This window comes from Moorella sp. E306M (assembly GCF_006538385.1).
In the GTDB taxonomy this organism is placed as follows: Bacteria; Bacillota; DSM-521; order Neomoorellales; family Neomoorellaceae; genus Neomoorella.
Window position 1 is genome coordinate 1,496,038 of sequence record NZ_BJKO01000001.1, and the last position, 545, is coordinate 1,496,582.

At 54.5% G+C, this 545-nt stretch carries 1 pseudogene; it reads right to left on the reverse strand.

Annotated features, from left to right (window positions below):
* Positions 1–473, reverse strand: a pseudogene (locus FLZ89_RS15940) (RNA-guided endonuclease InsQ/TnpB family protein); the annotation flags it as partial.
* Positions 474–545 lie beyond the last annotated feature (72 nt).

Consider the following 545-nt stretch of genomic DNA (forward strand, 5'->3'; position numbering starts at 1 on the left):
CGGCCGTCGGTCAGGGTTAAGGCATGGACTTCGCCCGGGTCTACGGCTGCCACGGCATCCCCCTGTACTTTCTCCAGGGCGGGTTTGACTACCGCTATATGCAGCCAGTAGCCGTTGCGGTGCCAGACGAGCTGGACCTGCTTGATTTCCAATCCCTTCAGCCTTGCGGGCAGTTTTATTTTAAGCGGTGGCTTCTTCCAGCCGTTGGACAGCCTGAGAGAACCGTCTTCTACGGTGATGCCGGTCACTTTCCACGTGGAGGTGAAAAAACGCTTAAGCCGCCAGGGATAGCGCCAATCCGTGTAGCCTTCTTCGTGGAGCTTCTTCGTCCTCTCCCAGCATTCGTAGTAGGTCTCTATGATGGCCTGCACGTCTTGGGAGTGAACGCTGAATCTCCCCTTCAAAAACTCTTTCATCGTGGCTTCGTCTATCCAGATGCCGTATTTAAACCAGAATAAGCGGTGGATGGTCATGACGGTGTTCCAAACTTTAGCGGATTCTCTCTGCAGGCTTCTGGCCAGTTCCTCCTCATGGGGTTTAAGACG